We start from the raw sequence: 24,639 nt of genomic DNA on the forward strand, positions 1-24,639 counted from the left end.
GATGAAGCATGACCGAACCCAGATTCACCGTTGAAACAGCCATGGTCCTTGCCGAAGTGGCGCACAATCGCCAGAAGGACAAGCTGAAGCGGCCCTACCGCGAGCATGTGCTCGCAGTAGGGGATGCGCTCGCCGATTTCGATGACGACATCCGGATTGCGGGCTATCTGCACGACATCGCCAAGGACACACCCATTACCAAGCAGGCGTTGCTCGATATGGGTGTTTCAGAGCGTGCCGTGGCCATCATCGAACGCGTAACGCGCCGCTTCCAAGACGACTCGGACAACGACGAAGCCGTGGTCCTGCACATCGCACGGGACCATGACGCCACCCTGGTCAAGATCGCCTGCAACGCGCACAATTCGGTGCCGGAACGCGTGCGGGCGCTCGCCGAGAAATGGCCGGACAAGGCACCTACCACGCGCTACGCAGACGCCCGGGAAGTGCTCTACAAGGCCGTCCCGCGGGGAGAAATCCATCTGGTCCTGCAGCGCATCAACCCGGATCTGCTCTCCGAGATGGACAGCTTGGCGGACTAGGCCAGAGGGTCGGTAGGCAGGTCTCGCCGGTCCACGGCCGCCGTCGGGTCATCCTGCCGCGGGCTGACAGCGGGCGCCGCCTCCCGGGTCGGGGACGCGGTGTCTTCCGCGTGGATCCGCTCGTGGATCTGGGCGGTGAGCTCGTGGATCGCACGCGTCAGGTCGGTGTTCTCCTGGAGCAGTTGCTCCTGGGCGTTGTAGTCATGGTCCGCCTTCACCTGCTGGAAGGCCGCTTGACGGTTCTGTCCGATCATGACGAAAGTCGAGAGGAAGATCGCTTCCAACGAGACGATCAGCGTCAACGTCGGCCACGGACTCTGCTCGAACACGAGCATCCACACAGCGAAGAGCAATATGTGCAGGTAGACGAAGTTCATCGATCCGGCGAAGGCCGTGATTGCATCCGCTACTCGAAGCTGAATGCTTGCCGCCCGGCGCTCGGCCTCCGCCAGCACTGATGGGTGGAGCTTTGACCGCTCGCTTTGGGAGAGCAGCCGTGTGGGTCTCAAGTATGAGCGTGAATGCGGAAGAGTGGCGGTGGTGGATGTCGATTGCTGTTCGACCTGCTGTGCCATACGTTCAATCCCTTGGCTCGCGGCGAGCCCATCTCGCCTCTGAGAGCGAGCCTAGCGTTGCCATGCGCGCGAACCTAGGATCGAACGTTCGGGCACGTTCCGGCGCAGTGCCGGAACAGGGCATTGCCCTGTCCCGGCCCGCATGGCGGAAGACCGGTTCGTATTTACGCGCGGGATCTTCCCCGGAGGAAGTGGAAGATCAGGACGATCACGGCAATAACCAAAAGGATGTGAATGAGCCCGCCGCCGATGTTTCCGATAAATCCGAGAAGCCAGAGAACCGCGATAATGATGGCTATCCAAAGCAACATGAGAATCTCCCTTTTGTCTGCGAATGGAAATGCTGATTCTGCGCCCGGCTGCCCTGCGGCCTGCGCAGATATCGCTTGGTGCCCTCACTTTATGCCAGGATCGGGTTCGTGTTAACGGCTTGTCAATAAGCGATAGCCGGATTCCGTTTTGATGGCCCGAGGCATGGACTTTTACCCGCCCATCAACCTTCGCCGATGCCTGAGCTCCTTGACCCAATCCCTCGTCTGCAGCGGCCCGAATGGCGAGGCGCCGGCGTCGAGCTCTGTGATGAGCGGCCCCGAAGCCTTGAGCGCGAGTTCCAGTACTCCCTCCGCCGCGCGCTCCGTCAGCCCGAGTTTCGCGGCCCAGGCAAGGAAGTGCTTCCGGGAGATTCCGCTCTTCTTGCCGCCGATTCCCAGCGCGAGGGTCTTGTCCCCGTAGACCACTGTGGAGGGGATGTCGTATACCGGCGCGATGGTGTACTCGCCCTGCTGCGACTGGACCCCCGGCCTCGACTGCACCATCGACACGTTCTTCGCGTGGAGGTCGCCGTTGCCGCTGAGCCAGGCGAACGCGAGCTGGATGGCGAGGTTCCGCAAGGCCGGCAGGGGCGCGGAACAGTGCGCCGCCAACGCTGCGCAAACCTCGCCGAACGGCACGCTGTACTTGTCCGCGGGATAGAGTCCCAGCACTTGGGCCCCGTCCTCGACGGCGAGACGCACGGGAGTGCCGTCGGCTCCGGTGAGGCGATCGAAACGCTCCACGAGAAGCCCGGCCCGGCCGCCGACGTCGTGCACCAATTGCACGCTGCTCACCGGGATCCGCAGCTTCCGCGCAAAACGGTACATCAGGAACTCGTTTTCCACGACGAACGGGAACTCCGGGGCATTGAGTTTGAGGATGAAGCGCTTGCCCGCTTGCGCCACCGGGAGGGAGATCATCCCGGCCGACAACTTGTCCTGCACACCCGCCAGAGCCACGGGATCGATGAGTCCCGAATCGCCCAGCAGCGCATCGAAGTCGAGCGGCAGCTTCGAATCGAGGACGACGGCGGAGCCTCCCTCCGTGGGCGGCTCACCGTGGGGCACGGTCTGGACATCTCCCACCGCATCGCCGCCCGCGCCCATGAGGAGCGCGAGCTCGTCGTCGGCGCTGGCCTTGACCGCGCGTCGCAGGGAATTCAGGCGGCGGCCTTCCGGGAGCAGGCCCGTGAAATAGGGCGGAACCGCGCCGCTCGGGGTGAATACTGCGTCTTTCGCCAGCGGGAGCGTCGTGGCGACAGCCGGACCGCCCGAGTCGAGATACCGCGGCAAGTAGCTGAACTTGGTGCCGCCTTCATGTCGCTCGATGCGCGCGGCCAGGACGCCCTGCTTGTAGACGTCGGCGATCCGGTGGAAGGTCATGACGGCTTGGATTTTTTGCTCGCGGGTTGCACACTGAGCTCAAGGCCCAGGGTGCCGAGGACCGCGAGGAGTGGTTCCAATTGGACGGTGGTCTTCCCCTGCTCGACGAAGCGGACGAATCGTTCCGAGACTCCTGCGAGATCAGCGAGGTCGGACTGGCTCAGGCTGAGGGAACCGCGGCGGGCACGGACCGTGGCGCCCAGGGACTCGGTGAATTCCTTGGGGGACATGTCCATCCTTCAGGGTCTTTTGCGGGCATGCTCGCTGCGCATCTCCGGTACGTTCGTGCCGGTTTCACCATTTTCCGCCTCTCTGGGGGCTGAATCAAGGGTTGGCTGTCCGGAATCGGTACGTTCGTGCCGATGAGGCCGGTGTGGACATCGTGGGTGCGGGCCGTCCGCTGCGTTCCGGTACAGCGATGTGGGGCCTGGACCCACGAATTCGGCTAAGTGGCCGGGTGTGCCCTCAGCCTTTCCAACGCTGCCTCCCGGCGTGCGACTCCGCGTCGTTCGTCGATCACGATCGAGAGAGCCAGTGCCGCCACAATGACCATCATGCAGACAGGCACAGAGACATCCAGGGCGGCCAGGCCCACACTGCCGCACAGCAACACGACCACGAGGCCCGTGACTCCGACGAGTGCGCGGTCGAAACCCAGCAGGTAGCCGTAAAGGGAACTCAGGGCTACCTTGAACAGGGCCACCGGGACGGCGATGGTGGCCACGACAACGATGGCGCTGATGTGGGCGGCGTGATCAATGTAGAGGGCGGCCACGTGGAGTCCGCCACCAGTGGCGGCGATCGAACCGAAGATGAACATGTGGCCGTATCCGAAGGCGAACGCCCGGTGCCGTTGGTGATGCAGGGCGTGGCCGGACGGGAGGATGAAGTAGATCCACCACATTCCGAAAGCCAGCCCGGTACCGCCGAGGCCCACGAGGGCGGCGTCGACGGACCAGCCGTGCAGGGCCACGATCGCGCGCAGGGATTCGATGGCTCCAATCAAGCATTCGCCCAGGGCGATGATGGCCAGGAGTCCGTACCGTTCCGCGATGTGGTGAGCGTGCCACGGGGTCTTGGCTTTGCGCTCGGCGAAGTACGGCGTCGCCATCTCGAGCAGGAAGAGCGGGGCAGCCATGAGGAAATTCGTCAGGATGTCGACGTGGACAACCAGCACCACCACCCAGCCGATCTGCGCCACCACCAGGAACTTCGCGTACGTGAGGCAAGCGCTTCGGCGCTCCGGGTCCTGCTTCGCCGCGCGCAGCCACTGAAACACCAACGCCAACCGCATGATGATGTAACCCAGAACCATGGTGGAGTTGTCTACGCGGTGGCCCTCGTCGAGCGATTGGAACATCGGTTCGATGCCCATGGCAAGGATGAGAACCCCCACCATCTGCACCATGGTGACAACCCGGAAGACCCAGTCGTCGGTGTCGTAGGCGCTGGCAAACCACGAGAAGTTGATCCAGGCCCACATGACGGCAAACATCGCGAAGGTGAAGCCCATCAGCCCGGGGCCGAAACGGGCCTCGGCCAGCTCATGAGCGAACTGGCTGCCGGCAACCCCGAAGGCGATAACGAACGTCAAGTCAAAGAAGAGTTCCAAGGGCGTGGCGGTGCGATTCAGCTCCAGGGGATCGCGCCCGCCCATGCGCGACAATGCATGGCGCAATGGATACATGGACATGGGTTCAGGGTACCGCCGGGAGGTCCCCTTCGTCCCGGGTCCTGGCGAGGGCTCCCGGGTTCCTTTTGGCCCACAGCAGCAGCCCGATGTACGTCAGGTCGAAGATGCTGCACAGGACGCCAACGCCGAGGATGAACAGGGAATTCTCAAGCACCCCGAAAGTGATGGTGGGCGCGAGGGTCCCGATCCATTTCGCCACAGCGATCACCATGGATTGGCCCCGCAAGCCCCGACGGGCCGCGAACATGGCAATGAACAGCCCGGACATCAGGAGGTTCTGCAGGAAAGCCGCGTACCGGGAGGCCGGATCCCAATCGAACTCGGCGATGAACAGCCACTGCACGGCGAACGACGCCAGGCCCAGCAGAATCGCCCATCCGATTAACAGCGGCCGCGTGACAAATCCGGGAAGCTCCCGCCGGCCGAACGCGAAGAACGTGTACACAATCGCGACGTCGGCCAACGCCCAGGCAATGTTGATGACGCCCTGCACGGAGAGCCTCGTGCTGAGCGAATGCACGGAGTAGATGACCTCCCACGCGAAGTTCAGACCCAGTGCCGCTGCCGGGATGGCGTACGTCTTGTCGCGGAACCCGATCCGGATCGCGCAAATGTAAACCGTCGTCCAGGCGACGCCACTCAGGATGGTCAGAAACAGGTTCACGGTTCCTCCTTCTCCAACGCGGGGTCACTTACGGCCCATCCGGGGCCCCGACATGGGCCGTAAGTGACCCCGCGTTGCTCTAAACCCGGCCGAGTACGTCGATGTCCTCGAGGAAGTCTTGGTGGACTTCGTCGCTGACGGTGGTGCGGGTATCGGCGATCGCGTCGAGGTAGTCCTGGGTGACTGGTCCCTTGCGGGCGTTCGACGCCGGTGCGGCGCCTCCAGTGGGTGACGCGCCGGGCGTGCCGGGAGCGCCGTCGTCGTACACGGCTTTTTCCAGGGCGCGCTGGGAGGCGCTGCGTGCCGCGTACTCAATGTCCGCGGGGGAGAAGCCTTCGGTCCGTGACACGAGCAGCTCCACATCCACGGCGTCCACCACGCTCGCGGGGATGAAGCGCTGCCACATGGCCTCGCGGGCATGGACGTCGGGCAGGCCGATGGGGATGACGTAGTCGAAGCGGCCATGGCGCAGGAAGGCGGTGTCCAGGGCGCGGATGAAGTTGGTGGCGCACACCAGCAGCCGGCCGGGCTGTTCGCGGAAGGCGGGGATGATCTTGAGGAGCTCGTTCGTGACACCCTGCAAGGGCGACGGCGGCTCACCCGAGCGCTGGGACGCGATCTCCTCCACCTCGTCGATGAACACGACCGCGTGCTCGAGTTCGGCGATTTCCAGGAAGGTCTCGCGCAGCGCGCCGGCCAGGCCCTTGGGATCGGAGGCCAGCCGGGAGGGGAAGACCTCCACGAACGGCCACTCGAGCCGGGATGCGATCGCCTTCGCGAACGTGGTCTTGCCGGTCCCGGGCGGGCCGAAGAGCACGACGGCGCGCGGCGGCACCACGCCGAACTCGTCGGCGAGGTCTGCCTCGGCCAGGGGCAGGACCAGTCGGCGTTCCAGCAGTTCTTTTTCGCGGCGCATGCCGGCGACGTTTTCCCACAGGTCCCGGGCCAGGATGCGGCCGCCGAGCTGGCTCAGCGGCTCGAGTTCCTGGCGTTGGACCGGGATGGTCCGTTCGAAGTAGTGCAGGTTTTGCTTGAGCAGGAAGCCGCGGCCCAGGAACGCTTCGACGCGGGTTTCGGACTCGGGCATGAGGGCCGAGAGCTTGTTGAGCCCGTGCGGGGTCATCCGGTTCTCGACGGCGGCCAGCAGTGAGGTGCCGATACCGCGGCCCCGGAACTCGGGCAGCGTGGCCAGGAAAACGATCCAGCCCTGGTCATGGGCTGCGCGTCCGACGGCGGCACCCACCACCTGCTCGCCCTGCACCGCCACCACGGCGTGGTCCTTCTCGCACGACGCCAGGACCTCGGAGAGTGCATAGACCGGGTCCACGTTGTCCGCTTTGAGGGACTCCCACAGGTGCAGGATGCCGTCCATGTCCGAGGAATGGAAGTCCCTGATACGCCAATTGCTCATGCCCTGCTCCTTGGTGGATCGCCATCGATTGCCTGGTGTTGAGCATAGGCGAACCGGTGGTGGAGAGGGGTTGCGCGGGCGTTGCGTTACGTGGCTGGGTGGAACTCTTTGCGCTGGCGGCCGAGTCCTTCTATTTCAATCTCTACAACGTCGCCCGTCTGGATATACGGGAAGCGACCGGACAAAGCCACACCTTCCGGCGTACCGGTAATAATGACGTCCCCAGGCTCCAGCACCATGTGCTGGCTCAAGTGGTGGATAAGGGTGGCGGGATCGAAAATCAGGTCCGCGGTGGAGGAGTCCTGGCGAGCCTCGCCATTCACCCACGTGCGCAGCCGAAGTGCGGTTGCGTCTATCTCGCCAGCGGGAACCAGCCACGGCCCTAGCGGAGTGGATTGCGGAAGAGTCTTGCCTTTGGTCCATTGCCCGGCGGCGCCAGGGAGCTGCAATTCACGTTCGGACAAGTCGTTGGCAAGAACATAGCCTGCGATGCACGCTGCAGCTTCGTCGAGGTCTGCCAGGTAGGTGGCTTCCCGTCCGATGACGATTCCGAGTTCCACTTCCCAATCGTATTTTTTGGACGAAGGCGGAATGGGGGCGGCATCGAATGGACCCGTTACCGTGTTGGAAGGCTTCAGGAAGACGACGGGCACTTCCGGCGGTGTGGCTCCAGACTCCGCCGCGTGCGCGGCATAGTTCAGCCCGATCCCGACGACGGTGCCTGGCCGGGCAATCGGGGCGCCGACTCGGAGTCCTTCGGCGTGAACGGCGGGCAACCTTCCGGCGTCGAGCGCTTCCTGCGTGGAGGCGATACCGCCGCCGGCGAGGAACGCGCCGTCGATGTCGGCAGTTAGCGGGCGCAGGTCGAAGAACTGTTCGATGCCGTCGGCGGCTAAGGCGATGACCACCGGCTGCTCGTGGCCGGCCGGTCCTAAACGGGCAAATTTCACGTGCATTCTCTCCTTTGAGCTGCGGGGTGTCCTTCATCCATAGTGCCACCGGTCTTCAAATCGGTCTGGTCACATTTCGCGGGAATCAGACGGCGGAGCGCCGCGCAGTGTCTGGCACCCAACTGACTCGCATTTGTTGTCGTTATGAGGCCCCAAAACGACAACAAATGCGAGTCAGTTGGGCAGCACGACGGCGGCACCCGCGGTTCCACGCGAACGGAACCGCGGGTGCCGCCGTCGGGCACTCAGTACTTGGGACTAGATCTTGTCCTTTGAACCGGTACCCGGCAGGTTGGCGATTACAGGGGAGCTGCCGGTGTAACCGTCCCGGGCGGCGGCGATCTCGTGGATTTGCTTGCGGCACATGTACCAACCGACCACAATGAGCGCACAGGCGATGGCCGTGACCAGCATGGTGAGCGGAGAGTCGATGAACACCATCACCAGCACACCCACGAGGAACAGCAACGAGAGATAGCCGGTGTACGGGGCGCCGAACATCCGGAAGGACGGACGCTTCAACCAGCCTTTGTCCGCCCAGCGCTTGAGTTGAATCTGGCACAGGACGATCGTGGCCCAGGTGACGATGATGCCCACGGAGGCGACGTTGAGGACGATCTCGAAGGCGTCGGACGGTACGAGGTAGTTCAGCGGGACACCGAGCAGCGAGACGCCGGCCGTGATCGCGATGCCGCCGTAGGGGACGCCGGCTTTGTTCATGCGCTGAGCGAACTTTGGAGCGGAACCGGCCACGGACATGGAGCGCAGGATGCGGCCAGTGGAGTACAGGCCGGCGTTGAGGGAAGACAGAGCAGCGGTGAGGACCACCAGGTTCATGATCACGTCCACGCCTTGCACGCCGATGTGGCCGAAGAAGGTCACGAACGGGCTGACACCCTTGATGTACGAGGTGTACGGCAGCAGCAGCGCCAAGAGGATAACGGAACCGACATAGAAGACGGCGATGCGGAAGACCACGGAGTTGATGGCCTTGGGCATGATCTTCTCGGGGTTCTCCGTTTCACCAGCTGCGGTACCCACGAGTTCAATCGAGGCGTAGGCGAACAGCACACCCTGCATGAGGATGATCATGGGCAGGATGCCGTTGGGGAAGATGCCGCCGTGGTCCGTGAGGAGGCTGAAGCCGACTTCCTGGCCCGGTACCGGCGTGCCGAAGATGACGAAGAAGGTGCCGACCAACAGGAAAGCCACCAGCGCGGCCACCTTGATGAGTGCGAAGTAGAACTCCATTTCGCCGAAGACCTTGACCGAGACCAGATTCAGGCAGAGCACCACCAGAAGCGCGATCAGTGCCCAGGCCCACTGCGGAACGACGCCGATCCAAGGGACATATTTGCCGAAGAAGTTCATGTAGAGGGCCGCGGCGGTGGTGTCCACGATGGTGGTGGTTGCCCAGTTGATCCAGTAGAACCAGCCGGAGACAAACGCGGCCTTCTCGCCGTAGAACTCGCGGGCGTAGGAGACGAAGGAGCCCGACGACGGGCGGTGCAGCACGAGTTCGCCGAGGGCGCGAAGGATCAGGAAGGCAAAGAAGCCACAGACCGCGTAAGCGATGACCAGGGAAGGGCCCGCCGCGTTGAGGCGGCCGCCGGCACCCAGGAACAGGCCGGTGCCGATGGCACCGCCGATGGCGATCATCTGGATCTGACGCGGCTTCAGGCTCTTGTGATAGCCCGAGTCCTCGGCGTGGAGGAGCTTTTCAGTGGAGTGCGCCTGTGATGGGACCGTGTGGTCCGTGATGGGTGCATTGGTCATGGGAATCCTTAGGGGTGTCCTGTTGGGGGTCCGGATCTCGCCGTCCGGCCGGCCTGTCCGGGCTGTCTGTCCGGGTGCAGGCCCGACGGCGGCAGGTGACTGCCGCCGTCGTCGAACGTTCTGCCCGGCTCAGCCTAGTTGCTGAGGTTGGCCAGGCGTTCGGGGCGGAGGAGCTCATCGAGCTGCTCAGAGGTCAGCAAGCCGTGTTCGAGAACGAGCTCGGCGACGCCCTTGCCGCTTGCCAGCGCTTCTTGGGCGATGGCGGTGGCGGAGGCGTAGCCGATGTGCGGATTGAGTGCCGTGACGAGTCCGATCGACTGCTCTACCGTGAGGCGCAGGCGTTCGGTGTTCGCGGTGATGCCCCGGATGCAGCGCGACGTGAGTGTGCGGCACGCGGCTTCCAGGTGGGAGATGCTCTTGTGGAGGCTGTGGACGATAATCGGCTCGAAGGCGTTGAGCTGGAGCTGGCCCGCTTCGGCTGCCATGGTGACCGTGACATCGTTGCCGATGACTTCATAGGCCACTTGGCTGACCACTTCCGGGATCACCGGATTGATCTTGCCTGGCATGATGGACGATCCCGACTGCACAGCCGGGAGGTTGATCTCGCCCAGTCCCGCACGCGGTCCGGAGGACAGCAAGCGGAGGTCGTTGCAAATCTTGGAAAGCTTGACGGCGACGCGCTTGAGCACGCCGGAGAGGTGGACGAACGCTCCCACGTCCTGGGTGGCCTCGATGAGGTCGACCGAGGTGACTAGCGGCAGGCCCGTGATCTCGGCCAGGTGGCGGCAGGCTGCTGCGGCGTACCCGACGGGGGCATTCAGGCCGGTTCCGATGGCGGTGGCGCCGAGGTTGATCTCGTGGATGAGCAGCTGGGACTCGGCCAGTCGCGCGCGGTCCTCGCCCACAGTCACGGCGTAGCCGCCGAATTCCTGGCCGAGGGTCATCGGGACGGCGTCCTGCAACTGCGTGCGGCCCATCTTGACCACCGTGCGGAATTCCTGGCCTTTCTCCGCGAAGGCGACCTGGAGTTCCTGAAGAGCCTCAAGAAGTCCCTGGACCGAGAAAATGGTGGCCAGGTTGACGGCGGTCGGGTAGACGTCGTTGGTGGACTGGCTCAAGTTGACGTGGTCGTTCGGGTGCAGCCTGGCGTAATCGCCCTTGGGGTGGCCGAGGATTTCCAGGGCGCGATTGGCAATGACCTCATTGGCGTTCATGTTGGAGCTGGTGCCGGCACCGCCCTGGATGACGTCCACCATGAACTGCTCGTGGAGCTTGCCGTCCAGGATGTCCTGGCAGGCCTGCTCGATGGCGTCCGCCCGTTCGTCATCGAGGAGGCCGAGCTCGCGGTTGGTGCGGGCCGCGGCGAGCTTGACAGCGGCGAGGCCCTTGACGAGGTGCGCGTTGCTGGCCAAAGGGTGGCCGGTGATGGGGAAGTTCTCGATGGCACGCAGCGTGTGCACGCCCCAATAGGCATCAGCAGGGACGTCGCGGTCGCCGAGGAGATCGTGTTCCGAACGGAACCCTGGAATTGTCGTGGAGTGCACGGCAGATGTCATTGCTGTCCTTTGGTCTTTGCGCTTGTTTGGCGGCGTCAGTTGGATGCGAGGAAGTTTGCGGCACGGAGTACGCCGACAGGGTGGCCGCCGCCCAACACGGGTGGGCTGGCGAGGGTGGCGAGCTGGCCGCCGTCGAGCCCTAGTTCCTCAAGGACGCGGACGGTGACTGGCATGCGGGCGCGATCGCCGCCGTCGGAGATCTTGATCGCGACGCCGGTGCCGTTCCGCAGGCCGATGAGCTGGAGTCCTTCGAAGCCGTCCTTGGCGAGTAGCCCGGGGACCGTGCGCATGATCGCTGTGACGTCGCGACCCTCGCCGGCCACCATCTCGGGGAAGGCGCGCATGGCATGGGCTACCTGGCCTTCTGCTTCCGCGCTGTCCGCTGCCGCCATACGGCCGTAGGCCCTGGCCATGCCGTGCAGGCTGTGGGCAAAGAGCGGGGTGCCGCAACCGTCTGTGCTGATGGCCGCTGCGTCTTCGCCCGTGAGTTCGGTGATGGTGTCCTTCACGAGCACCTGGAGGGGATGCTCGGGATGCAGGTAGCCCTGGACGGGCCAACCGTTGATGACGCAGGTCGCGGCCATGGACGCGTGCTTGCCGGAACAATTCTGAGCGAGCTGGGTGGGCTTGCCGCCCGCGCGGAGCCATTCCTCGCGCTCGGCGATGCCGTAAGGGAGGTCGGTGCTGTTTTCCAGGGCACTTTTGTCCAGGCCGTGCATTTCGAGGATGCGTGCGGCGCCATCGAGGTGCATCGCGGCACCGGAATGGCTTGCCGCGGTGAGGGCGAGAAGGTTCTCCGGAAGCTTGAGTCCAGCGCGGACCATGGCGACTGCCTGCAGCGGTTTGAGTGAAGACCGCGGGTAGAACGCGGCGTCGGGCTCGCCTGCTGCGAGGAGCGTTTCGCCGTCCGGCCCGACGGCGATCAGGGAACCGTAGTGGATGCTCTCCACCAGGCCGTCTCGGGTCTGCTCCGCCAAGGGAACATGGCGTGGGGTGGTTGGAATGGTTGCCGCAGGGGTGGTTGCGGGCATGGCGGTGTGCGCTGCATGCGGGCTGGGCATGACTTCCTTCAGTTGGTGGATCATTTGCTGAGGATGGTGTCCAACGCAACGCTGACGGCGCTGAGATGGTGGGCCATTGCGGCTTCGGCGGCGGGGGCGTCGCCGGATTCGATGGCTTCGACGATGCGGAGGTGTTCATCGTCTGAAACATGCTGGCGGTCGGCCACCATGTTCAATGTTTCGGATTGGTGGGCCAGGGCTTCGCGGATGTCTGCGACAACGCTTTCGAAAACCTTGTTGCCGCTTGCGCGGGCGATGGCAGAATGGAAACTGGCGTCGAGGCTGACCCAGGTCTCAGGGTCGGTCTCGGCGGCCATTGAACCGACGATTTCCTTGAGGTGTTCGAGTTCTTCCTGGCTGCGGCGTTTCGCTGCCAGGCCGGCTGCCGGGACTTCGATATGCGGGCGTGCCTCGTTGAGATCGCGTGCCGAGTATTGACCGAGCGTGAGGTCATTGGCTACACGGTCCGCGATGACGAACGTACCCTTGCCGGTCTTGGTGACAGTTAGACCGAGCGCAGTACAGGAGCGGAGTGCCTCGCGGATCACCGAGCGGCTTACCCCATAGTGTGCTGCCAGGGTGGCTTCGGAGCTGAGTTTGGCCCCTACTTCCACGGTTCCGTCTTCAATGTCGTGGCGGATGGCGCTGAACACGGCTTCTGCAGCACTGAAGCGGGCGAGGGGCCGGGGGCTTGATAGCCTGGCCGCTTGGGCCGGCTGGGGGATTGATGGCCTGGCCATTTGGGCCGGCCGGGGGACGGCGCCGCTTGTGGCGGTGCGCTGGCCAGCCGCAGCTTTCTGGCTGACGGCTAGCTGTCCAGTGGCGGCCTGTCCGGCTGTCCGGCTGTCTGACAGGTTCACCCTACGAATATGGCACGGGTCACAGGGCGGTGTCAAGATTCACCGAGCATAATTACTCCCATGGCCAACCGTCGGCGCGGAGGATGGGATTCAACGACGCAGGTAACACCGCCCATCACAGTGGAGGTGCCGGTCCTCGGTATCGGGGCGGGGCCTTCGGACTATGAAGAGTTGGCGCGCTACGTGTTTGCCTTGCGCAGGCCGCGGGGATTGCACATGACGCTGTTGCACTTGGGTGCCCTGGATGACTTTTGCCGGGACGTGGCCGGTTGGACCAAAGGCAACACCAGCGCAGAGTCAGCTTTGCTCAAGACTGTTGCGTGGCTTGAGGCTCTGCCGGTGCTGGACGGATTCTCCGGGTCCGCCGACAAGCTCATTGTCCTTGGCAGCGGCGGAGTATGTGGGCTGGAAATAGATGTGCCCGCCTCGGTGCGTGACTTTCAGGTCTCCCTCGTGCACGCCCTCCACGAACTCCTGGATGGACTGCTGGTCGACAACATCGACGACTTCATCCTCAGCTCCCCTGCCCTTGGTTTCCGCACTCCCCGCTGGGTACCCCACGTGGCGGTGGGCAGGCCATTGCGCAGGGGCCCCGGGCCTTGGGAGATTGGCCGGGTGGGAGTTGAGTTCGGCGAATCGCGGATCAGGAACCGCCAATTCCTCCGGGAGAGCGATCCCGGCTGAGGGTTATCCGTTGCCTCTCAGCCGGATCGTCCGGGCATGGTGGATGGCGGCCAGGGCAACCGCGCTGGCCGTGAGCCTGAGGGCGTGGACCTTGTACCACCGCTTCAACAGGGGCCTGCGGCGGGTCTCTTCGAGCGGAGAGGGGCTGAAGAAAAGCTTGGGGTTGACCGACCGAAGCAGGTACGCCGTAGCTGCCGCCCCCGTGGCGGAGCTGGCAGCGCCCACCATCAGCCAAGCCCGATTGTCGGAATGCTTCCACCCGGCGGCAAGGGCAGCGACGGCGGCAGGGGCGCTGAGCGGCGCGATCGGCGCGTAATAGCGCCCGGGGCTTCCCGCCCCAAAGGGGGTTCGAGGGAGTTCTCTGCTCGCTGCCGAGGCCGCCACCCGGTCCGGGATTTTGACGATGGCCTCATAGAGATTGCCGAAGAACCAGTGCGCGTGGGTGAACTCCGCGACACCCAAGAGCCAATCAGCGAGCACATCCCGACGGCCTGAAGAAGTCTGTCCCATGCCCACAATCTACCGTCGATGCCTCGCGCCGGACATGCGGTTCGCCTTCTCCGTCACCCGCCCGGCCTATATGGTCAGCACCATGGTCCGAGCACAGTGAGGCCAAACAGCGTGGACGATGGAAGGGAGTAGCCCTTGGTCAAGGTCCGCATGATTTTGCCCGCGAATGTGCGCCATCGTTCCGGGGGTAACATCTACAACGCGAGGCTGGCTGAAGCCCTCCGCGCCCAGGGTGCGGAGGTCTCGGTCTACACGCTCGACGGCGGCTGGCCTTCGGGAACTGCTGGCGACCGGGCCCGCTTTGCAGCCGCACTCGCCGGAGAGGGACAGGCTATCTACATTGTCGACGGCCTGATTGCCTCGGGCGCGCCCACGGAAATCGAGACCGCAACCACTGCCGGGCGTCGTGTCTGGGTGCTGCTCCACGTGCCCCCGTCTGCGGAAGACCCGCTTGAGACAAGAGCGTTACGCGCCGCGACAGGTCTTCTCTGCACGGGGTCGCGTACCGCCGAAGCGGCCAGAAGCCTTGGGTTGGGCAACGTGCGCTTGGCGACACCGGGGGTGGATCGTCCAACACGCCCAGGTCCGCGAAGCGCTGCGGCGGCACCGCATTTCATCATGGTGGGCGCGCTGCTCCCCAATAAGGACCAGATCTTCTTCGTCGACGCTCTGGCCCGGATCAAGGACCTGGCGTGGACAGCGGCGCTTGTTGGCTCCACCAAAGCAGACCCCTCGTACGCGGCAGCCGTCCAGGAGCGCATCCTCTGGAATGGACTGGAAAATCGGGTGGAAACAACAGGCGAGCTCTCCGGCCCGGCCCTGGAGGATCAGTGGAACCGGGCTGACCTCAGTCTGTTGATCTCACACTCGGAGTCCTTCGGCATGGTGGTCCAGGAGTCCCTGGCCCACGGCATACCGGCAGTGGTCCGGAAAGGAACCGGCGCCGTCGAAGCGCTGGGCGCCCACGGTGCCGGTGAAGCGATCGATCTCAGCGCAGGAATCGGCTCGTTGGAGAAGTTCCTGCGGAGATGGCTTGGCGACGCTGCCCTACGGGAGGGATGGCAGTCAGCAGCCGAGGCAGCCAGCAGGGTGTTGCCGCGATGGGAAGACACGGCACGCGAAGTCCTTCGCGCCGTCGTGGCGGCCTGAAGGCTTCCCCGCCCTATAGGTGCTGGATGCCCGCCCTCTGCATCGCGTCCCTGTAGGTTTCGATGTTCTTGGCGAGGAGTTCCTGCTGCTTCGCCTCGGACAGGGCAAATGCCCGGCCACCGAGGGCGCTGGCCTTGTAGACCTTGATTCCGTGCTGCCGGAGCGGCGAGTGGTAGGTCTTCTCGAAGAGTGCCAGGAAGGCTGCGGCCTCTGCGCCATGCGCGACGACGGCGGAGACCCTCTTGTTGATCTTGAGGAACTGGCGGAACGGGCGGAGACCGTCGGTCTTCTCCTGTGCGCTCAGTGCCGGGGGCAGTTCGGGGTCGCGGACCCATGGGTAGCAGTTCCACGGCATGACATAACGGACGTCCAAGTCGGCTGAGTCATAGATCAGCTGCGCACGTCGGGCGGCGTCGTCGTCATTGAGGTGTGATACGAAACCCGAGGTGGGGGCCCGCCCCGGGCTGGTCTGGAGGGTGACGATCCGGCACTCATCTTCGTCATGCACCGGATCGATGTAAGGCACGGAAGAACCAGGCCTTTTGGCCATCAGTTCGTCGCACAGCTGCGTTACGGCAGCAATGTTGGGCTCCTGTAGCAAGGCCCTTTTTTCGTCCCAGTCAATGGTCACGTTCTCTCCTTCGGCAGCGCGGCGTCCAGAATCGGCGTCCCTTGCCACTTTACGCCGTCGCTTTACGCGTCGCTCACGCTCCTGCCGAGCCGAGGGACAAAACTGCCCGACGCCGGTCGGCGCGGCGAGCTTCCCGCCCCGCCATTAGTGCGGGTTGCTACTGTCCCTTGAGCTTTTGCATGTCGCGCCGGTCCTTCTTCGTGGGCCGTCCTGCGCCGCGGTCTCGCTGGGGCAGCCCGAGTGCCGGCGCGGCGGGGCGCTCCGGAGTGTGGTCGGTGAAGCAATGGGATGCTGCTTCGGCCCCCACCCTTTTCGCAATGAGCCTGCGGACCTCAAGGATGCGCTCGAAGCCGGGCTGCCGTACCCGGATGGTGTCGCCGATAATCACAGACTGGGACGCTTTGACCGGGTTGCCGTTGATTCGCACGTGCCCCGCCCTGCACGCGGTTGTGGCTGCGGAGCGGGTCTTGTAAGCACGGATGGCCCAAAGCCAGGCGTCAATGCGCACATTGCTTTTTGGTGTTTGGGCGGAAGTCGGAAGGCTAGTCATGATTGCGAACGAGTATAGTCGGCGCGCGGCCTGAACTATTGTCCGCACAGCCGATTACCGGCGTCGAAGTTCCGCGTATTCAAGGTGCGGGACGACGGTCCCCGCGTCCCGTTCCAGGAAGTTGGTACCGGGCGAGACGATGTCGTCAATGGCATCCAGGACCGCTTCGTTCAGGACAACATCCGCGGCCTTGAGGTAGTCGACCAGATGGTCCTCCGTGCGCGGACCGATGACCACACTGCTGACGGCCGGATGATTCAATGCGAAACCGACAGCAAGCTGGATGAGGGTCAGTCCATGCCGTTCGGCCACGCGGGCCAAGGCATCGGCTGCCAGGAGTTTGTTCCTGTTGAAAGGCGCCGAGACGTCGAAGCGCCCGGGAACGGCCGACGCGCGGGAGCTTTCGGGCTGGGGAACTCCCGCGCGATAGTTCCCGGAGAGCCAGCCGCCGTCGAGCGGTCCATAGCTGAGCACGCCAAGATTGTATTGCTGCGTGATCGCGAAGACGTCGCGCTCATTCGCGCGGACCAGCAAGGAATAGGGCACCTGATCCACCACAGGCGGTATGAGGTGGTTCGTGGTGGCGATCCACTGGGCCTCCACAAGCTGCGACGGCGTGAACACCGACGTTCCGTAGTAGAGGATCTTGCCCTGCCGGATGAGGTCGTTGAGGGCCGTGATGGTTTCCAGGACGTCGGTGTTGTAGTCCGGACGGTGCGCCTGGTAAAGGTCGATCCTGTCCGTCTGCAAGCGGTTCAGGCTGCCTTCCACTGCTTTCATGATCCAGCGCCGGGAATTCCCCGCGTGCGCGGGATTCGGCCCCATTTGCCCGTGGAACTTCGTGGAAAGGAATACGTCGTCACGCCTGCCATGGAGGGCCCGGCCAACAATGGCCTCTGCCTCGCCTTGCGAATAGATGTCGGCGGTATCGACACTCGTGATGCCGCTGTCGAGGGCCGCATGGACAATGCGGATGCTTTCTTCGGCGCCCGTGGGCGCCGAGCCCGTCCCGAGGTTGAGGGTTCCCAGGGTAAGGGGGCTGATCAGGGCGCCTGTGCGTCCCAGGGTTCGAAGCTCGTTGAGGTTCATCTCCGGCTTCCTCCGTGAAGAATCAAGGCTGTGCAATGGATTGACACGACGCTACACATGTCGTGGCCGGGGCACTCGAAAAGCGTACAAATTCTTCGCTTTTCGTATTGCGGGGTAATGAAAACAGCGCATGACGAATTAAGAATTGACTTCATTCGACACGCGAATACACAAATATTGCCGTTATCGGCATCGAGTGAATTAGTAGAAAGGCAGGCACGAAACTACAGAGGAAGGAACCCGCCATGACCCAGGCAACGGTGGATGGAGCCGCTTCGATCAAGCAGGCATTCGCGCAATTTCCCTCAGGCGTGGCGGCCTTCAGTGCCATGGTCGGCTTCGCGCCCGAGGTCTTGGTGGCATCGAGCTTTACCGTGGGAGTCTCGCTCGAACCACCACTGGTCATGTTTGCGGTGCAGAACTCCTCCACTACGTGGCCCAAGCTCCGGCGCGCCCCTCGACTGGGTGTTTCCATCCTGGCCCAGGGCCAGGAAGCCGTGTGCCTGCAGCTCTCCTCGCGAACCCAGGACCGGTTCGCCGGCCTCGCGACATCAACGAGCGACGCCGGTGCCGTGTTGATCGACGGCGCAGCGCTGGTGCTTGAATGCGAAGTGGTCTCGGAAACCCCAGCGGGTGACCACGCGATCGTCGTCCTCGAAGTGAAGTCCGTGGAGATCAACCACGACGCCGAGCCCCTCATTTACCACGGGGCCGGGTTCAGGCAATTGGCAGCGTGAGCTTGGCCGCGGCCCAACTAGCTCGCACTTGATGTCGTTATGAGGGCTCAAAACGACATCAAGTGCGAGCTAGTTGGGTCAGCGGGGCACTGCGGGAGGCTAGGCCCTGGGGCGGGCCCCGGCTGAGGCCGTCACGCGGCCGGACGACGCAGGCTTGCCGCCATGGGGCTCTCCCCGGTGTTCGCGCACCGGCGTGGACGTCTCGGACGGCTCCGCGACGTTCCCTCCGGCGGGTTCGCCGGAAGCTGGCGGTTCAGTGTCGGAAGCTACCGCTTCCTGCGCCCGTTCAGCTTCGCGGGCGGCGGCCCGGGCGTCAGCCTCGGCGACGGCGGCGGCCCACTCGCTGTTCATGGCCAGAGGATCCTGCTTCACCGCAACCACAAAGGGATGTTCTTTGGCCTGGGTTGTGGCCGCGGCCGTGATTCCGGCCTTGACTTGGGCAGGCTTAGGCCACGTCCGCGGGTTGACGAGCGACTTCCAGGGGACGTTCCGGACAGCAGACCACAGCAACCTGACGGTCGCAATGATTCCGGGACGCGATTTCCGCGGGACCAAAGGCGCCGCGTCCAGTAAGTCTTCCGCCGTCGCCGATTCCTCGGAATCCGCCATTGGGGAGGGGGTGCGCCGGGGCCTCGGGGGCAGGTGTACCACCGGTTCGGCATGGCGTTTCGGGAAGATTCCCACCGTGGCGAGCAGGATGATCCAAAGCAGCTTCGCGACGCCGGCCAGCACCAAGGTGGCCACGATCAGCAGGCCCAAACCAATGGACATCAGCAAAGCCACCCCGAGCGTTCCGAAAAAAGTCAGATTGAGGCCAAGTGTTGTTGGATCCTCCACGTAGCCTCCTCGGCCCAGAGTTGTGGGGTGGACGCCGCAACCGAAGGTCTGCGGGCATGTCTTCTAGCCTAAGGGCGAAATCTTAAGGAATCATCCGCCAAACTCCGGCTCGCCGAGGTTGTTTCGAAGCTGTTATCTGCTGTGACAAAATTTGTTACCTAGCTCTCACCTTCTCTTCCAGATAGGGCGTCAATGCCAGTCGATCCGGCCCGCCTCCGCCTAGGCGCTTGCCCTTGTTTGTCCGGGGAGCAGTACACCGAATGCTGTGGACGCTTCCACCGCGGAGACGCCGATGCGCCCACGGCGGAACAGCTCATGCGTTCGCGCTACTCGGCCTTTGTGGTCCTCGATAGCGATTACCTTCTGCGTACGTGGCACCCGGACACCAGGCCTGACGCGCTGGACCTGGACCCGGAGATTGGATGGCGCCGGCTGGACATCCTGGCGACCCGCCGGGGCGGTCCCCTGGACTCCGACGGGACTGTCGAGTTCGCGGCGCACTACCGGTCCGACGGCGAGCGCGGAGTCCAGCGCGAAAACAGCCGCTTCCAGCGGATCGAGCGCCGTTGGTACTATCTCGACGGCGACGTCGGCTAGCGGTACTTCCGGTGCAGGCTCTCCTTCGACGAGGCGCCCGGGGTGGCGTCGGCGATCCAAGGGCCCGTTCCTTCTGATTGGTCAAGGATTCCGGCCTCAAGCCAGGCGTAGTCGCCCGCGAGCACGTTCGAGGACAACTCGTGATCGACGTCGTCGGTGTTCCGCCACAACTGATCGAAGTATCCGTCCACGCGAATCCTGGCCTGCTCGCAGTAGGCCTCCGCAAGTTCGTACGCCGCCGCGCCTCGCTCCGGTGCGGTCTGGAGCAGCATCTCGGCCCTCGAGCAGCATGCTGCCATGGCAAACAACTCGGCTCCGATATCCACGATCCTGCCGAGGAACGCTTGCTTGTATTCGAGCCGCGCCTGCCAGCGGCCCATCCCGTAGAACGTCTGCCTGGCGAGCCTCCGCGAAGCCCGCTCCACATACCTCAGTTGCTTCGCGAGGCGCCCGAACTCACCGTAGGACCGGGGATCCAGGCCCGCCCCGGCCACTAATTTAGGGAGCCATTTCGCGTAGAAACCCGAGGCGCCGACGGCTGCGCGCGCCTTTTCCTGCAGCGTTGCGTCCGCGGAAGCGAGCTCGCCCGCGGCCGAAAGGTGGGCGTCGACGGCTTCGCGGGCAATGAGGAGGCGCATGATCTCGGACGAGCCTTCGAAGATCCGGTTGATGCGCATGTCCCTCAGCAATTGCTCGGCGGCCACGGCACGCTCCCCACGGGCCTCCAAGGAGTCCGCCGTCTCAAAGCCGCGGCCACCGCGGATCTGCACCAACGCATCGGCCACGGTGTAGCTCAGCTCAGTGGACCAAAGCTTGGCCAGCGCGGCCTCGATCCGCACATCCTTTTGGCCGGCATCGGCCATCTCGGCGGAAAGTTCAAAGACGGCTTCCAAGGCAAAGGTGGTGGCGGCGATGAACGCGATCTTCTTGCCGACGGCTTCGTGCTTTCCGACCGGACGGCCCCATTGGGTGCGGGCGTTGGACCATTCGCGGGCGATCTTCAACGACCACTTGCCCGCAGCCACGCACAGGCCGGGGATGGAGAGCCGGCCGGTGTTGAGTGTGGTGAGCGCGATCTTGAGCCCCTGGCCTTCGCGGCCCAGCCGGTTGGCTGCCGGTACACGCACTTGGTGGAAGCGGGTCACGCCGTTCTCGATGCCGCGCAGGCCCATGAAGGCGTTGCGGTTTTCCACCGTGATGCCGGGGGAGTCCATTTCCACCACGAACGCTGTGATCCCGCCCTTGAGTACCGTGCCGTCGGGGGCGGTGCGGGAAGGAACTACCGCCATGACCACTACCAGTTCGGCGATCACGCCGTTGGTGGTCCAAAGTTTGACGCCGTCCAAAACGTAAGACTCGCCGTCGTCGCTTGGCACTGCGGTGCAGCCCATCCGGGCGGGGTCGCTGCCGACGTCGGGCTCTGTCAGCAGGAAGGCCGTAATGGCGCCGGCGGCGCACCGCGGCAAGTATTCCTGCTTTTGTTCGGGCGTGCCGAACACTTTGACCGGCTCCGGGACGCCGATGGACTGGTGGGCCGACAGCAGCGCGCCGAGGCTCGGATGGACTGATCCCAGCAGCGCCAGCGCCCTGCCGTAATAGACCAGCGACAGGCCCAGGCCGCCATACTCGCGCGGAATTTTCATGCCGAAAACGCCTAATGCGGTGAGGCCTTCGAGGTAATCGTCCGGGATCCTGGCATCGCGTTCGATCTCGCGGCCGGACATCGTGCCGCAGAACTGCGTCAGTTTCGCCATGAAGTCTTCCCCGCGCTCGACGTCCTCGGCTTTTGCCTGGGGCCATGGATGGATCAGTCCCAGATCGAAGTCGCCCAGATACAGCCCCTTGGCGAAACTCGGGCGGTTCCATTCGGTGTCGCGGGCGGCCTCTGCGACTGCGCGGGCTTCTGCGGCCGTGACGCCGTTGCTCTTGTTGTCAGTGGCGGAGGTCATGGGAGGACTCCTCTTGCCGGTTGTGCCGGTTTCGAGCCCAGGATCCGCCTCGGGTGGTGGACCCTTCAGCTGTCCCTCAATGCTACTCGCGGGTAGGTACCTGTGCTAGGGGCGGTCTGGGTTGGGAAATCGACCGGAAGTTCAACCTTTCCGGCCTGGTGGACAAGCTGGTCCCACGCAAAATTGATGCCGTGGACCAGGCCGCCCGGCACGTTCTTCACGGTGTACCAAGCGAGGCTTCCGGCTCCGACCAACGCGAGCGTGGCCATGGCGGCTACCGCGATGAAGGCTGCCAAAACCAGGCCAAGGATTAGTGTTCCCACGAAGACATAAGTGCTGGTGTCTAAGGTCGTCAAGTCGAACTGCATTGGGTCCCCTCCGCAACGCTGCCAAAGCCGACGTCGTTGTGTCGGCGTCGTTGGTGTAGACACTAGGGTCGGCATCGGCGGTTCAGCCAGCAACGACACCGGCGTCGCGCCTGTTGATACGCGATCGAAACCCTACCGGGAGGTAGATCACGGAAGGGTTGCGGCGCACCCTGCGTTAACCTTGTACGGGGCAGTTTTCGGGATTTCCGCTGCCAGAAGGTTCCGCGGCAGCTGAAGGAGAGTAAGTGTCCCGCTCAGCAATGTCCTCCGCCGACGCCATTAGTGCACGGCTCAGAGACCTCGAACTCCTGACCAAAGGCCCCGCGTGGGCCCTCACCCGCTCGGCGCCGTGGGTGATCGCAGTGCTCCAGGCCTCCTTCACCCGAACGAGACCGCAGCTTCCGCTCGAAGAGTTCCATGCCGACGTCGACGCTTTCCTGGATCAGCTCCGCAGGCAGGATCCCGGGCTGGGCGGGCAGGGGAGTGGCAAGGCTTTTGCCGACGAATGGACCCGCAAGCAGTTCCTGACCCGTCGCAGCCAGTCCGGCCAGATCGTCTACGAAATCACCGAGGCCGCCGCGCGCGTCCTGGCATTCCTGGACAGCCTGTCCAGCGAACGGTCCACCCTCAACGGTTCCCGCCTCGGGACGCTGCTGGGCGACGTCGAAAAGCTCGCCAACGAGACGAACCCGGACCAAAGCGCCCGTTTGGAATCCCTCGAAGAGGAGATCCAGGAGCGCCAGCAGCTAGTCGAGGACATCAGTTCCGGCGATTTCGACGGTCTTTTGGACGATGAGGAAGCCGTGGAAGCCGCCGGGAACATCCTGGACCTTGCCGCGAGCCTGCCTGCCGATTACAAGAAGATGCGTGACCGCATCGAAGAACTGGTGGGCGAGCTCCGCAACCAGATCATCGAGGAGTCGCTCAGCAAGGGTGCCACCATGGCGCAGGTCCTGGAGGCGGACAAGCGCTTGCGGCAGAGTCCCGAAGGCCGCACGTTCCGCTCCTTCACGGCATTCCTCGAGGACCCGCAGCAACAGTTGCGCTTCCGGTCGGCGATCGGCGACGTGTTGAGCCGACAATTCGCGGATGACCTCAGCCATGAGGACCGGGAAACCCTCAAGAACCTCGTGGCGGAACTGCGTACCCAGCACAGCCAGATCCAGCGCATCTACGGCCGGCTGTCCGAAAGCCTCAACAACTACATCCAGAGCGACGACATCCGCCAGTCCGTCCGGCTCCGGCAGGTCCTGCGCGAAGCCGAACAGGCCATCCGGTCCATGCCGTACGAGCGCGACCGTCCGGGACTGGTCCGCGGCCCGGTTTTGTTCAATGCGGGATTCGAATCGCTCGCCATGGTCAAGCTCTTCGATCCGGATGAGTTCGCTGCGCCTCCAAAGCTCGCCGACCCCATCGCTTTCAGTGATTCGGACCGGGTCCGTTCGCTGCGTTCCGCGAAGGCAAGGCCCGCCGTCGTCCGCTCTGCCATGGCAGGCGCCTCCACACTCGCGGGGGCCTGGGCGAACCTCCCGGAGGAAGAACGGCACATCAACACCGTCCGGGCACTCCTGTCCGAAGCGCTGCACGCTGGTGCGGGGTTCGACCGAGCCGCCTGGGAAAACATCGACTTCGAACAAATCGATGGCAGCACACGCACCGCGTACCTGCCGCTCGTGACCCTGACTAAGGATTCCGATGACTGACGCCCACCCCACCGAGCATGCCCCCTCTTCGGAGCAAGGAGTGGACATAACGCAGCATGTCCACTCCGAGGTTTCCCAAGATGGACATGTCCACCCGGATCCGTTCCGCGTCACGCCCCGTGACACGTTCGTCGACGGCGCGGCGCTGTTCCCGGGCGACACCGGCGTGCTGCCCATGAAGGTCCGGCAGGCCCTCGTGCGGCTACTCAAGGGCCCCTATGTCGACGGCGGCCGCGACGAAAAGCTCTGGACCACCCTGCTGGACAACCAAGTGATCCTCCGCAGCCGGCTTTCCGAGCTTTTCCTGAACCTGCAACTGGACCACGAGCGCAAGATCGCGGTGCTCCGTCCCGTCGATCCCGAAGCCATCGGAGGAAGCACCCGCTCGAGCATCCTTCGCCAGCAACGCGCGTTGAGCCGGGTGGAAACCATCGTGCTCCTGCGCCTGAGGCTGCTCCTCGACCGCCACGTCACAGCCCAGACCGACCCCGTGATCACCCGCGAGGAAATCGCCGAACTCGTGGCGCACTACCAGCCATCCGGCCAACAAGACGCCCTCCGCGACACCGACGTCGTGAATCGCACCATCACGAAGCTCCTGGCCCGCCAACTCCTCCTCCCCACGGGCATCGAAGACACCTTCGCGATCTCCAGGGCCCTCCCGCTAGCCCTCCCGTTCGAAAACATCGGCGACATCCCGGCCCAAATCGAAGCCTTGATCGCTGTAGCAGCCGACGAATCAGGCACGGAACCCCTCATCGAACTAACAGACCAGGACGACGACGGCGACAGCGACGCCAACTCCAACGACGACGCCGAGCCCGACACAGGGGAAGAGGACGACGACTCGGTGACTGACGGCGGCGGTGACGAACACGTCGCGACAGCCGATGCCTCCCAGGTGATTGGCAACAGTGGTGACGAACGAGCCGCAGCGGTGGATGCCGGCCCGGGAGTGGCTTCGGGCCTATCGGAGCCGCGCGCTGAGCTGATCGAAGATCAGCAGCGCGGCGAAGGGGCGGGGCCGGCATCCACCGCGGAGGCCAAGGC

Annotated in this window: 25 protein-coding genes and 1 pseudogene; 7 read left to right on the plus strand and 19 right to left on the minus strand. The window is 64.2% G+C overall.

Annotated features, from left to right (window positions below; translation table 11 throughout):
• Positions 1 to 8: 8 nt before the first annotated feature.
• Positions 9 to 542: an HD domain-containing protein gene (locus ACSBOX_RS01150; protein WP_442544420.1), complete on the plus strand. Its 534-nt coding sequence runs from the start codon at positions 9 to 11 to the stop codon at positions 540 to 542.
• On the opposite strand, the gene ACSBOX_RS01155 is transcribed toward ACSBOX_RS01150, so the two are convergent.
• The 12 genes from ACSBOX_RS01155 to ACSBOX_RS01210 all read right to left on the minus strand — a co-directional run bounded on the left by ACSBOX_RS01155 (position 539) and on the right by ACSBOX_RS01210 (position 12,665).
• Positions 539 to 1,117 (minus strand): DUF1003 domain-containing protein, encoded by a 579-nt coding sequence (locus ACSBOX_RS01155; RefSeq protein WP_442544421.1) that lies wholly within the window; start codon positions 1,115 to 1,117, stop codon positions 539 to 541. The two genes, ACSBOX_RS01150 and ACSBOX_RS01155, sit on opposite strands and share 4 nt — an antisense overlap.
• Before the next feature lie 164 nt (positions 1,118 to 1,281).
• Positions 1,282 to 1,428 (minus strand): lmo0937 family membrane protein, encoded by a 147-nt coding sequence (locus ACSBOX_RS01160; RefSeq protein WP_442544422.1) that lies wholly within the window; start codon positions 1,426 to 1,428, stop codon positions 1,282 to 1,284.
• Between the two features lie 171 nt (positions 1,429 to 1,599).
• Positions 1,600 to 2,811, minus strand: a complete 1,212-nt coding sequence (locus ACSBOX_RS01165) for a type II toxin-antitoxin system HipA family toxin (RefSeq protein WP_442544423.1) — start codon at positions 2,809 to 2,811, stop codon at positions 1,600 to 1,602.
• Positions 2,808 to 3,041, minus strand: a complete 234-nt coding sequence (locus tag ACSBOX_RS01170) for a helix-turn-helix transcriptional regulator (protein WP_442544424.1) — start codon at positions 3,039 to 3,041, stop codon at positions 2,808 to 2,810. Before ACSBOX_RS01170 ends, ACSBOX_RS01165 begins: the two co-directional genes overlap by 4 nt.
• A 215-nt stretch (positions 3,042 to 3,256) precedes the next feature.
• Positions 3,257 to 4,504, minus strand: coding sequence for a low temperature requirement protein A (locus ACSBOX_RS01175; RefSeq protein WP_442544425.1), 1,248 nt, complete (start codon positions 4,502 to 4,504; stop codon positions 3,257 to 3,259).
• Between the two features lie 4 nt (positions 4,505 to 4,508).
• Positions 4,509 to 5,168, minus strand: coding sequence for a transmembrane-type terpene cyclase (locus ACSBOX_RS01180; protein WP_442544426.1), 660 nt, complete (start codon positions 5,166 to 5,168; stop codon positions 4,509 to 4,511).
• Between the two features lie 79 nt (positions 5,169 to 5,247).
• Positions 5,248 to 6,579, minus strand: coding sequence for an ATP-binding protein (locus ACSBOX_RS01185; protein WP_442544427.1), 1,332 nt, complete (start codon positions 6,577 to 6,579; stop codon positions 5,248 to 5,250).
• Positions 6,580 to 6,665: 86 nt separating this feature from the next.
• On the minus strand, positions 6,666 to 7,535 hold the full coding sequence (locus ACSBOX_RS01190; RefSeq protein WP_442544428.1) for a fumarylacetoacetate hydrolase family protein: 870 nt from the start codon (positions 7,533 to 7,535) through the stop codon (positions 6,666 to 6,668).
• Between the two features lie 252 nt (positions 7,536 to 7,787).
• Positions 7,788 to 9,305, minus strand: a complete 1,518-nt coding sequence (locus ACSBOX_RS01195; RefSeq protein ID WP_442544429.1) for an amino acid permease — start codon at positions 9,303 to 9,305, stop codon at positions 7,788 to 7,790.
• Between the two features lie 134 nt (positions 9,306 to 9,439).
• The gene (gene aspA / locus ACSBOX_RS01200) at positions 9,440 to 10,864 is read right to left on the minus strand and encodes an aspartate ammonia-lyase (RefSeq protein ID WP_442544430.1); all 1,425 of its coding nucleotides are present in this window, start codon (positions 10,862 to 10,864) and stop codon (positions 9,440 to 9,442) included.
• Positions 10,865 to 10,899: 35 nt separating this feature from the next.
• Positions 10,900 to 11,925: an asparaginase gene (locus ACSBOX_RS01205; RefSeq protein ID WP_442545937.1), complete on the minus strand. Its 1,026-nt coding sequence runs from the start codon at positions 11,923 to 11,925 to the stop codon at positions 10,900 to 10,902.
• 20 nt (positions 11,926 to 11,945) lie between these two features.
• On the minus strand, positions 11,946 to 12,665 hold the full coding sequence (locus ACSBOX_RS01210; protein ID WP_442545938.1) for a FadR/GntR family transcriptional regulator: 720 nt from the start codon (positions 12,663 to 12,665) through the stop codon (positions 11,946 to 11,948).
• A 180-nt stretch (positions 12,666 to 12,845) separates the two neighbouring features.
• Here ACSBOX_RS01210 and ACSBOX_RS01215 point away from each other — a divergent pair, with 180 nt between their 5' ends.
• A complete protein-coding gene (locus tag ACSBOX_RS01215) occupies positions 12,846 to 13,469 on the plus strand; it encodes a hypothetical protein (RefSeq protein WP_442544431.1) in 624 nt (207 codons plus the stop codon).
• A gap of 3 nt (positions 13,470 to 13,472) precedes the next feature.
• On the opposite strand, the gene ACSBOX_RS01220 is transcribed toward ACSBOX_RS01215, so the two are convergent.
• A complete protein-coding gene (locus ACSBOX_RS01220; protein WP_442544432.1) occupies positions 13,473 to 13,979 on the minus strand; it encodes a hypothetical protein in 507 nt (168 codons plus the stop codon).
• Between the two features lie 150 nt (positions 13,980 to 14,129).
• On the opposite strand from ACSBOX_RS01220, the gene ACSBOX_RS01225 reads away from it, so the two are divergent.
• Positions 14,130 to 15,128, plus strand: coding sequence for a glycosyltransferase family 4 protein (locus ACSBOX_RS01225; protein ID WP_442544433.1), 999 nt, complete (start codon positions 14,130 to 14,132; stop codon positions 15,126 to 15,128).
• 13 nt (positions 15,129 to 15,141) lie between these two features.
• Here ACSBOX_RS01225 and ACSBOX_RS01230 read toward each other — a convergent pair whose 3' ends face one another.
• The 3 genes from ACSBOX_RS01230 to ACSBOX_RS01240 form a co-directional block, all read right to left on the minus strand.
• On the minus strand, positions 15,142 to 15,759 hold the full coding sequence (locus tag ACSBOX_RS01230) for a uracil-DNA glycosylase (RefSeq protein ID WP_078107301.1): 618 nt from the start codon (positions 15,757 to 15,759) through the stop codon (positions 15,142 to 15,144).
• Between the two features lie 157 nt (positions 15,760 to 15,916).
• Positions 15,917 to 16,309 carry an RNA-binding S4 domain-containing protein gene (locus ACSBOX_RS01235; protein ID WP_442544434.1) on the minus strand — a complete coding sequence of 131 codons (393 nt, stop codon included), beginning with the start codon at positions 16,307 to 16,309 and terminating at the stop codon, positions 15,917 to 15,919.
• Positions 16,310 to 16,363: 54 nt separating this feature from the next.
• On the minus strand, positions 16,364 to 17,398 hold the full coding sequence (locus ACSBOX_RS01240) for an aldo/keto reductase (protein ID WP_442544435.1): 1,035 nt from the start codon (positions 17,396 to 17,398) through the stop codon (positions 16,364 to 16,366).
• Positions 17,399 to 17,643: 245 nt separating this feature from the next.
• Between ACSBOX_RS01240 and ACSBOX_RS01245 the strand changes: the two genes are divergently transcribed.
• Positions 17,644 to 18,135, plus strand: a complete 492-nt coding sequence (locus tag ACSBOX_RS01245; RefSeq protein ID WP_442544436.1) for a flavin reductase family protein — start codon at positions 17,644 to 17,646, stop codon at positions 18,133 to 18,135.
• A gap of 99 nt (positions 18,136 to 18,234) precedes the next feature.
• On the opposite strand, the gene ACSBOX_RS01250 is transcribed toward ACSBOX_RS01245, so the two are convergent.
• Positions 18,235 to 18,972: a hypothetical protein gene (locus ACSBOX_RS01250; RefSeq protein WP_442544437.1), complete on the minus strand. Its 738-nt coding sequence runs from the start codon at positions 18,970 to 18,972 to the stop codon at positions 18,235 to 18,237.
• A gap of 192 nt (positions 18,973 to 19,164) precedes the next feature.
• Here ACSBOX_RS01250 and ACSBOX_RS01255 point away from each other — a divergent pair, with 192 nt between their 5' ends.
• Positions 19,165 to 19,569, plus strand: a complete 405-nt coding sequence (locus tag ACSBOX_RS01255) for a YchJ family protein (RefSeq protein ID WP_442544438.1) — start codon at positions 19,165 to 19,167, stop codon at positions 19,567 to 19,569.
• Here the strand turns inward: ACSBOX_RS01255 and ACSBOX_RS01260 are convergent.
• Both ACSBOX_RS01260 and ACSBOX_RS01265 read right to left on the minus strand, forming a co-directional pair.
• Entirely contained in the window at positions 19,566 to 21,518 is a 1,953-nt protein-coding gene (locus ACSBOX_RS01260) for an acyl-CoA dehydrogenase family protein (protein WP_442544439.1), read from the minus strand. The two genes, ACSBOX_RS01255 and ACSBOX_RS01260, sit on opposite strands and share 4 nt — an antisense overlap.
• Before the next feature lie 65 nt (positions 21,519 to 21,583).
• Positions 21,584 to 21,886 carry a hypothetical protein gene (locus tag ACSBOX_RS01265; protein WP_442544440.1) on the minus strand — a complete coding sequence of 101 codons (303 nt, stop codon included), beginning with the start codon at positions 21,884 to 21,886 and terminating at the stop codon, positions 21,584 to 21,586.
• Between the two features lie 245 nt (positions 21,887 to 22,131).
• On the opposite strand from ACSBOX_RS01265, the gene ACSBOX_RS01270 reads away from it, so the two are divergent.
• Both ACSBOX_RS01270 and ACSBOX_RS01275 read left to right on the plus strand, forming a co-directional pair.
• Entirely contained in the window at positions 22,132 to 23,589 is a 1,458-nt protein-coding gene (locus ACSBOX_RS01270) for a DUF3375 family protein (protein WP_442544441.1), read from the plus strand.
• Positions 23,582 to 24,433, plus strand: a pseudogene (locus ACSBOX_RS01275) (DUF4194 domain-containing protein); the annotation flags it as partial. The gene ACSBOX_RS01270 and the pseudogene ACSBOX_RS01275, both read left to right, overlap by 8 nt.
• Positions 24,434 to 24,639 lie beyond the last annotated feature (206 nt).

Source organism: Arthrobacter sp. KN11-1C, from assembly GCF_052180225.1.
Classification (GTDB): domain Bacteria; phylum Actinomycetota; class Actinomycetes; order Actinomycetales; family Micrococcaceae; genus Arthrobacter.

Bases quoted from the DNA above. Each gene is read 5' to 3' on its own strand.
- ACSBOX_RS01150 (WP_442544420.1), top strand. From the start codon at position 9: ATGACCGAACCCAGATTCACCGTTGAAACAGCCATGGTCCTTGCCGAA.
- ACSBOX_RS01155 (WP_442544421.1), bottom strand. From the start codon at position 1,117: ATGGCACAGCAGGTCGAACAGCAATCGACATCCACCACCGCCACTCTT.
- ACSBOX_RS01160 (WP_442544422.1), bottom strand. From the start codon at position 1,428: ATGTTGCTTTGGATAGCCATCATTATCGCGGTTCTCTGGCTTCTCGGA.
- ACSBOX_RS01165 (WP_442544423.1), bottom strand. From the start codon at position 2,811: ATGACCTTCCACCGGATCGCCGACGTCTACAAGCAGGGCGTCCTGGCC.
- ACSBOX_RS01170 (WP_442544424.1), bottom strand. From the start codon at position 3,041: ATGTCCCCCAAGGAATTCACCGAGTCCCTGGGCGCCACGGTCCGTGCC.
- ACSBOX_RS01175 (WP_442544425.1), bottom strand. From the start codon at position 4,504: ATGTCCATGTATCCATTGCGCCATGCATTGTCGCGCATGGGCGGGCGC.
- ACSBOX_RS01185 (WP_442544427.1), bottom strand. From the start codon at position 6,579: ATGAGCAATTGGCGTATCAGGGACTTCCATTCCTCGGACATGGACGGC.
- ACSBOX_RS01190 (WP_442544428.1), bottom strand. From the start codon at position 7,535: ATGCACGTGAAATTTGCCCGTTTAGGACCGGCCGGCCACGAGCAGCCG.
- ACSBOX_RS01195 (WP_442544429.1), bottom strand. From the start codon at position 9,305: ATGACCAATGCACCCATCACGGACCACACGGTCCCATCACAGGCGCAC.
- aspA (WP_442544430.1), bottom strand. From the start codon at position 10,864: ATGACATCTGCCGTGCACTCCACGACAATTCCAGGGTTCCGTTCGGAA.
- ACSBOX_RS01205 (WP_442545937.1), bottom strand. From the start codon at position 11,925: ATGCCCAGCCCGCATGCAGCGCACACCGCCATGCCCGCAACCACCCCT.
- ACSBOX_RS01210 (WP_442545938.1), bottom strand. From the start codon at position 12,665: ATGGCCAGGCCATCAATCCCCCAGCCGGCCCAAGCGGCCAGGCTATCA.
- ACSBOX_RS01215 (WP_442544431.1), top strand. From the start codon at position 12,846: ATGGCCAACCGTCGGCGCGGAGGATGGGATTCAACGACGCAGGTAACA.
- ACSBOX_RS01220 (WP_442544432.1), bottom strand. From the start codon at position 13,979: ATGGGACAGACTTCTTCAGGCCGTCGGGATGTGCTCGCTGATTGGCTC.
- ACSBOX_RS01225 (WP_442544433.1), top strand. From the start codon at position 14,130: ATGATTTTGCCCGCGAATGTGCGCCATCGTTCCGGGGGTAACATCTAC.
- ACSBOX_RS01235 (WP_442544434.1), bottom strand. From the start codon at position 16,309: ATGACTAGCCTTCCGACTTCCGCCCAAACACCAAAAAGCAATGTGCGC.
- ACSBOX_RS01240 (WP_442544435.1), bottom strand. From the start codon at position 17,398: ATGAACCTCAACGAGCTTCGAACCCTGGGACGCACAGGCGCCCTGATC.
- ACSBOX_RS01245 (WP_442544436.1), top strand. From the start codon at position 17,644: ATGACCCAGGCAACGGTGGATGGAGCCGCTTCGATCAAGCAGGCATTC.
- ACSBOX_RS01255 (WP_442544438.1), top strand. From the start codon at position 19,165: ATGCCAGTCGATCCGGCCCGCCTCCGCCTAGGCGCTTGCCCTTGTTTG.
- ACSBOX_RS01260 (WP_442544439.1), bottom strand. From the start codon at position 21,518: ATGACCTCCGCCACTGACAACAAGAGCAACGGCGTCACGGCCGCAGAA.
- ACSBOX_RS01265 (WP_442544440.1), bottom strand. From the start codon at position 21,886: ATGCAGTTCGACTTGACGACCTTAGACACCAGCACTTATGTCTTCGTG.